7 protein-coding genes and 2 pseudogenes are annotated in these 6,280 nt (G+C 70.7%); 7 read left to right on the plus strand and 2 right to left on the minus strand.

Going from position 1 to position 6,280, the window contains the following annotated elements; genetic code table 11:
* The first annotated feature begins 24 nt into the window (after positions 1-24).
* Positions 25-747 (plus strand): HemK2/MTQ2 family protein methyltransferase, encoded by a 723-nt coding sequence (locus tag AB0F11_RS23220; protein WP_362176865.1) that lies wholly within the window; start codon positions 25-27, stop codon positions 745-747.
* Positions 748-803: 56 nt separating this feature from the next.
* On the opposite strand, the gene AB0F11_RS23225 is transcribed toward AB0F11_RS23220, so the two are convergent.
* Positions 804-1,718, minus strand: coding sequence for a LysR family transcriptional regulator (locus tag AB0F11_RS23225; RefSeq protein WP_362176868.1), 915 nt, complete (start codon positions 1,716-1,718; stop codon positions 804-806).
* A gap of 232 nt (positions 1,719-1,950) precedes the next feature.
* Here AB0F11_RS23225 and AB0F11_RS23230 point away from each other — a divergent pair, with 232 nt between their 5' ends.
* The 5 genes and pseudogenes from AB0F11_RS23230 to AB0F11_RS23250 form a co-directional block, all read left to right on the plus strand.
* Entirely contained in the window at positions 1,951-2,886 is a 936-nt protein-coding gene (locus tag AB0F11_RS23230) for an EamA family transporter (RefSeq protein WP_362176871.1), read from the plus strand.
* Positions 2,883-4,100 (plus strand): MFS transporter, encoded by a 1,218-nt coding sequence (locus AB0F11_RS23235; RefSeq protein WP_362176874.1) that lies wholly within the window; start codon positions 2,883-2,885, stop codon positions 4,098-4,100. Before AB0F11_RS23230 ends, AB0F11_RS23235 begins: the two co-directional genes overlap by 4 nt.
* Positions 4,101-4,200: 100 nt before the next feature.
* A complete protein-coding gene (locus AB0F11_RS23240) occupies positions 4,201-4,536 on the plus strand; it encodes a hypothetical protein (protein ID WP_362176877.1) in 336 nt (111 codons plus the stop codon).
* 10 nt (positions 4,537-4,546) lie between these two features.
* The gene (locus AB0F11_RS23245) at positions 4,547-4,801 is read left to right on the plus strand and encodes a DUF6332 family protein (protein ID WP_362176880.1); all 255 of its coding nucleotides are present in this window, start codon (positions 4,547-4,549) and stop codon (positions 4,799-4,801) included.
* Positions 4,798-5,527 (plus strand): annotated as a pseudogene (locus tag AB0F11_RS23250) (IS5 family transposase); the annotation flags it as partial. The gene AB0F11_RS23245 and the pseudogene AB0F11_RS23250, both read left to right, overlap by 4 nt.
* A gap of 213 nt (positions 5,528-5,740) precedes the next feature.
* Here the strand turns inward: AB0F11_RS23250 and AB0F11_RS23255 are convergent.
* Positions 5,741-6,082, minus strand: a complete 342-nt coding sequence (locus AB0F11_RS23255; RefSeq protein ID WP_362176883.1) for a hypothetical protein — start codon at positions 6,080-6,082, stop codon at positions 5,741-5,743.
* A 67-nt stretch (positions 6,083-6,149) separates the two neighbouring features.
* Here AB0F11_RS23255 and AB0F11_RS23260 point away from each other — a divergent pair.
* Positions 6,150-6,280, plus strand: a pseudogene (locus tag AB0F11_RS23260) (IS5/IS1182 family transposase); the annotation flags it as partial.

The raw sequence follows: 6,280 nt of genomic DNA on the forward strand, positions 1-6,280 counted from the left end.
CGACACACGAACGGATACGACACCATGACTCAGCTCGACCGCCAGTCCACGTCCGAGGCCGAGTCCTACCGGCCGCTCGTCTCCCCGGAGCGGGTGGCGGAGATCAAGGAACTGCGCAGGGCAATGGCCGCGTACGGCGGTGGCGAGGGGGGCGAGCAGACGCACCCCTTCCTGGGCCTGACCCTGCGGGTCCCCGCGCAGGTCATGACGCCCTGCCCGGTGTCCCCGCTGCTCGGCGGCGCGGTCTTCGCCGAGGTCGAACCGGGTGAGCGGGTCCTCGACATGGGCACCGGCAGCGGTTCGCTGGCCCTGCTCGCCGCGAAGAAGGGCGCCGACGTCCTGGCGGTGGACCTCAACCCGCACGCCGTGGCCGCCGTCCGTGCCAACGCCGAACTGAACCAGGTCGCCGGCCGCGTCGGGGCGTGCGAGAGCGACGTCTTCGATGCGGTCGAGGGCCGCTTCGACCTGATCGTCTTCAACCCGCCGTTCCAGTGGTTCGCCGCCACCGACTACGCGGACGTGGCGGGCACCGACGCCGGCTACCAGGCCCTGACCCGCTTCTTCCGCGAGGCCCGCGCCCACCTGACGGAGAAGGGCCGCATGATCGTTTTCTTCAGCACCATGGGCGACGTGGAGTACTTCGAGAAGCTCGTGGCCGACGAGGGCTTCGACCACGAGGTGGTCTTCTCCACCACCCGGCCCGTCTTCGACGTGCCGGTCGAATTCACCGTGCACCGGTTGTCCTGATCCTGCGCAACCACCGGGCACCCACGGGGGCCTCCCCTTGCCGGGGAGGCCCCCGTTCACTCCTCCTCGATGCCCAGCAGCTCCAGGAAGGCGGCGGCCGCCGGAGTGCGGCTCTCCCCGCCCCAGATCACGTACTCCGCGCGGGCCGGCGCGTCCGTGACCTCGATGGTGACCAGACCGGCCAGGCCCGCCACATACGCGGGCGGGAGCAGGGCCACGCCCAGGCCCGCGCCGACCAGACGGGCCAGGTAGTCCGCGTTGGTCACCTCGAAGGCGACCTCGCGGGTGAGTCCGGCGCCGGCGAAGGCCAGATCCGACTGGGCCCGGCCGGCGGTCTTCGCCGGGAGGTCCACGAACACCTCCGAGGACAGCCGGCGCAGATCGACCGAGGCCGCGCCGGCGAGCGGGTGGTCCGGGGAGACCACGGCGACCAGGCGCTCGCGGGCCAGCTCCCGGGCCATGACGCCGCGGGGGCGGGCCGTGACCGGGATGCCGAGGAAGGCCACCTCGATCTCACCCTGCCTGACCCGCTCGACGAGCTCGTCGCTCGCCCCCACGCTGAGGCTGACCCGGGCCTTCGGATGGCGCCGGTGGAACTCCCTGAGGACGGCTGGAACGTCCACGGCGGCGACGGTGGGGATCAGCCCCACCGCGAGGCGCCCGCGCACTTCCCCGACGGCGGCCGCGACTTCGGCGGCGGCCCGCTCCGCCGCGTCCAGGCACTGGCGGGCAGCCGGCAGGAAGGCCGCGCCCGCCGGGGTCAACCGGACCCGCCGACTGGTCCGTTCGAAGAGCCGTGCACCCAACTCCTTCTCCAGGCGCGCGATCTGGTGGCTGAGTGCGGACTGCACCACCAGGCAGCGCTGGGCGGCTCGCGTAAAGCTGTTCGTCTCGGCCACGGCGATCACGTAACGCATCTGCTGGAGCTCCACGGATCCATCGTGAAGCGTGATGTATCGCGTGACAAGCATGTGTTGGACTCATCGATGGCCCCGGCCCGACACTGGTGGGGACGGCACACGGCAGCAACGCCCCGGGGGTGTACCGCCGTTGGTCTCTCCCTTCTTCCTCCCTTCCTTCTTCTCGTACCTGGGCGCACCCCGCCGAGGCATGCCCGCGTGCCCGTGCACCCGTCACACCGAAAGGACGAGCGATCGCCATGAGCATCACGCCGGAGCGACCGAGCCGCCGGACGGAGGCGATGTGAAGAACAGACAGAACGTACTCACCGCGGCCCTGACCGGCCTGGCGCCGGCCGTCTGGGGCAGCACGTACCTGGTGACCACCGAACTGCTGCCACCGGACCGGCCGCTCCTGGCGACCACGCTGCGGGCCCTGCCCGGCGGCCTGGTCCTGCTGGCCCTGGGCCGACGGCTGCCCGTGGGCATCTGGTGGTGGCGCGCACTGGTGCTGGGCGTGTTGAACATCGGCGCCTTCAACTTCCTGCTGTTCGTCGCGGCCTACCGGCTGCCGGGCGGCATCGCGGCGATGATCATGTCGGCGCAGCCCATGTTCGTCGTGATCCTCGCCGCCCTCTTCCTCGGCGAGCGGATCAGAGCACTCCACGCGCTGGCCTGCGCCATGGGCGCGGGAGGCGTGGTGCTGCTCGTCTTCAAGGGCGCGGGGTCCCTCGACGCCATGGGAGTGCTCGCCGCGGTCGGCGGAGCGCTGTGCATGGCCTCGGGCATCACCCTGACCAAGCGGTGGGGCCGGCCCGAGGGCGTCAACCTGCTCACGTTCACCGGGTGGCAGCTCACCGCGGGCGGGCTGGTCCTGCTGCCGTTCTGGCTGTCGCTGGAAGACCTTCCCGACGGTGTGACCGGTTCCAACGTCTTCGGCTTCGCCTACCTCATCACCCTGGGCGCGGTCCTGAGCTACATCGTCTGGTTCCGGGGCATCGAACGCCTGCCGGCGGTCGCGGTCTCCTTCCTCGCGCTGGGCAGCCCGGTCGTGGCGGCGCTGCTGGGCTACCTGTTCAAGGACCAGACGCTGTCCGCCCTGCAGATCGTCGGCATGGTCGTCATCTTCCTGGCGGTCCTGCTCGGCCAGCCCCGCCCGCCCCGCCCGACCGGGAAGCAGCCCGAGGAAACCCCCGCGTCCGCGCCCCGCCGCCTGACCCCGTCCGGAGAGATGACATGACCATCCAAGAAGAGACGTACGCGCCCGTCGCACCGCAGAAGCAGGTGTCCCCGTCCCCGACCCGGGGATGGCTGGGCGTGGCCGCCATCACCGCCAGCCTGTTCGTCTTCCTCACCACCGAACTGATGCCGATCGGCCTGCTCACCCCGCTCAGCGAGAGCCTCGGCGTCTCCGTGGGCACCGCCGGCCTCATGGTCACGGCGCAGGGGGTCGCGGCCGGTCTCGGCGTGCCGTTCATCGTGGCGTGGACCCGCCGCGTCAACCGGCGCCGGCTGCTGAGCACGCTGCTGGCCGTCCTGGCCGTCGGCAACCTCGTCACCTCCGTCGCCCCGAACTACCCGCTGATCCTGGGCACCCGCCTGGTCATGGGCTTCGCCAGCGGCGTCTTCTGGGCCATCGGCGTCAGCATGGCCATGCGCATCGTTCCGGAAAAGCACGCCAACCGGGCCGCCGCCGTGGTGATGTCCGGCATCTCGATCGCCACCGTCGTCGGCATCCCGCTCGGCACCCTGCTCGAGAGCGCGAGCGACTGGCGCACCACCTTCCTGATCTGGGCCGGCCTCAGCGCCCTGGTGTTCCTCGCGGTCGCCCTCACGATCCCGTCGCTGCCGTCCGCGAACGCGGTGTCCGTGCGCGAGGTCTTCGGCCTGCCCGTCAAGAACGTGCCGTTGCGGGTGGTCCTGGCGATGGTCGTCTTCTTCGTCCTCGGCCACTTCGGTGCCTACACCTTCGTCCGCCCCTACCTGGAGGAGAGCACCTCCGCCACCGTCGGCTTCATCACCGTCGTCCTCATCGTCTTCGGCGTCGGCGGTGCGATCGGCAACTTCATCGGCGGCCAGACCGTCGCCAAGAGCCTGCGGGGCAGCTTCATCGCGGGCGGCCTGCTCCTGATCGCCGCTCTCGCCATGCTGCTGACCATCGGCACGAACGAGGTGGGCGTGATCGCCGCCATGGTCCTGTGGGGCATCGCCTTCGGCGTCGTCCAGCTCAGCCAGATCAACATGACGCTCGCGGCCGCCCCCGAGACCTTCGAGGCCGCGATGTCGCTCAACACCATGGCCTACAACACCTGCATCGCCCTGGGCGCCCTCGTCGGCGGCCTGTTCGCCGACCATGCGGGCGTCACGAGCGTGGTCTGGTTCGGCATCGCCCTGGTCGCCCTCGCCGTGATCCTCCGCGCCGCCACCGGCCGCCGGACCGCGCCGGCGAACTGAACCTCCCGACCGGCGGGGCGCTTGCTGCTCGCCTGCGCCCCGCACCAACCGCCGGGCCGCCTCCGCGGCCCGGCGTTCACGGAAGGCCACGGCCCCGCCCATGACGACCACCACCGAACGCACCACATACGCCGCCCGCACCGGGCGCGCCGCCTTCGCCGGTGCCCTGGCGGGGCACCTGTCCGACGACCTGAGCGCCGGCCGTTGGACGCCGACCGGCCTGGACCGGCGCCTCGCCCGCTTCCTCCTCACCGCGTCGGCGGGCGACGGGCAGCTCACGGCGGAACGGCTCCGCGCGGTGCTGCAGGAGGGCGGCGAGCCCTTCCTCCACCAGCCGGACAACCGCTTCGCCGCGCTGCTGGCCCGTCTGATCGGCACGACATCCGTCGCGCACGACGCGACGGTCCACGCCTTGCTGCGCCACCTCGCGGTGTAAGACTTGCAGCATGGACATGGGGCGAGAGTCGCGTGGGGAGAAGGACGCAATGACGGTGGAGATCGTTTTCGCCCTCGTGACTGCCGCCGTGCTCGCTGCAGTGATCTTCGCCGTTGCCTTGATTCTCGTCCTGGCCCTCGGCATCTCCGGTTCAGCGGAGAAGGGCGTGTTGGTGGGGGGTGCGCTGCTCGGAGCGATGGCCGGAGTGTGGCGTCTGGTACGGGTGCTGCTTCGGTTCGACGAGCAGCGCCGAATGGGCCGCTGACAGGCCGCGAGCGTGTTCGTGGCGACGACATCGTGGCGGATGAACCGTGGTCGCTGACCGAGCCGTTGTTGCCTGAGCCGGCACCGAAGCGGGTGAAGGGCCGACCGCGGGTGCCGGACCGGCAAGCCCTGTGCGGGATCTTGTTCTTTTGCACACCGGCATCCAGTGGGAGTACCTGCCGTAGGAGCTCGGCTTCGGTTCTGAAATGACCTGCTGGCGGCGCTGGGCCGCGTGGAACGAGGCCGGCGTGTGGGACCAACTGCACCTGGTGCTGTCGAAGAGGCTGCGGGTCGCGAAGAAGCTGGACCGGTCGCTTGCGGTGATCGACTCCTCCCGCGTCCGGGCCGCTCGGCGGGGCCCCACAGCGGGCCCGGCCCGGTCGGCCGCGCACGTCCGGGCAGCAAGCCCCACCTGATCGTCGATGGCCGAGGCATCCCACTGGCCGTCTCGCTGACCGGCGGAAACCGCAACGACGTCACCCAGCTGATGCCTCAGTTGCAGAAGAACCGGCCGGTCGCCGGCTTGATCGGCCGGCCCCGCAGACGGCCGGACATGCTCCTGGCCGACCGCGGGCACGACCACAACACGTACCGCTGACTGGCCTGGGCGACCGGCGTCAAACCCGTGATCGCCCGCCGCGGCGCGCCGCACGGCTCCGGCCTCGGCGTCTACCGGCGGGTCGTGGAACGGACCATCGCCTGGCTCCACGGCTTCCGCCGGCTCCGCCAGGATCTCCCCCAGCGCGGCGACGGGGTAATCCCCGCGGGCGCGGGGAGCAGGTCCAGACGTTCAGGGTCTTCCGGACGATGAAGGGGTCATCCCCGCGGGCGCGGGGAGCAGGCTTCTTGACCTGGGACTCTAGGCAAGGAGCACGCCGTTTTCGAGCACTTTCATTGAATCCGGCAAATGAGCTATAGGCCCCACTGCTATGGCAAGCCCTCACGGCGGGACTGCGCTCTCAGGCCGATCCCGGCAGAAGCAGCATCGCCAGCCGGGCTCTGCCAGGCCGCCCGCAGATGCGCCTCGGGGCACGGTCTTCGGCACCGCCCCGGTGACGGCGTCCATCGCGGCCGTCAGGTTGGCGTACATCGGGCGGGCCGTGCAGCGCAGGAAGGCCCGGTGGAGTTCGAGCGCCGCGAGGAACACATCCGTACGCGCCTTCGTGATCTCCGGACCGGGGAGCGGCGAGTTCGCGCGCCGAGTCGTCGGTGATGGGAACGACGCGACGACATCCACGAAGCCTTCCTGGGCCTCGCCACCTGCCTCATCACCCACCGCCATGTCCGACGCCTTTGTCAGGACCTCTAAGACATCGTTTCTTTTGGCGTGATCGTTCGTTGAGCCGTGCATGACGGACTTGGTCGAGCGGCTGGTGCCGGACGAGCTGTGGGTGTTGTTTCGGCGGGTGGTACCGCCGACAGAGGTGATACGTCCGCAGGGTGGCGGCCGGCGGCGAGCAGGTGACCGCGAAGCGTTGGC

This window comes from Streptomyces sp. NPDC032472 (assembly GCF_040636955.1).
Classification (GTDB): domain Bacteria; phylum Actinomycetota; class Actinomycetes; order Streptomycetales; family Streptomycetaceae; genus Streptomyces.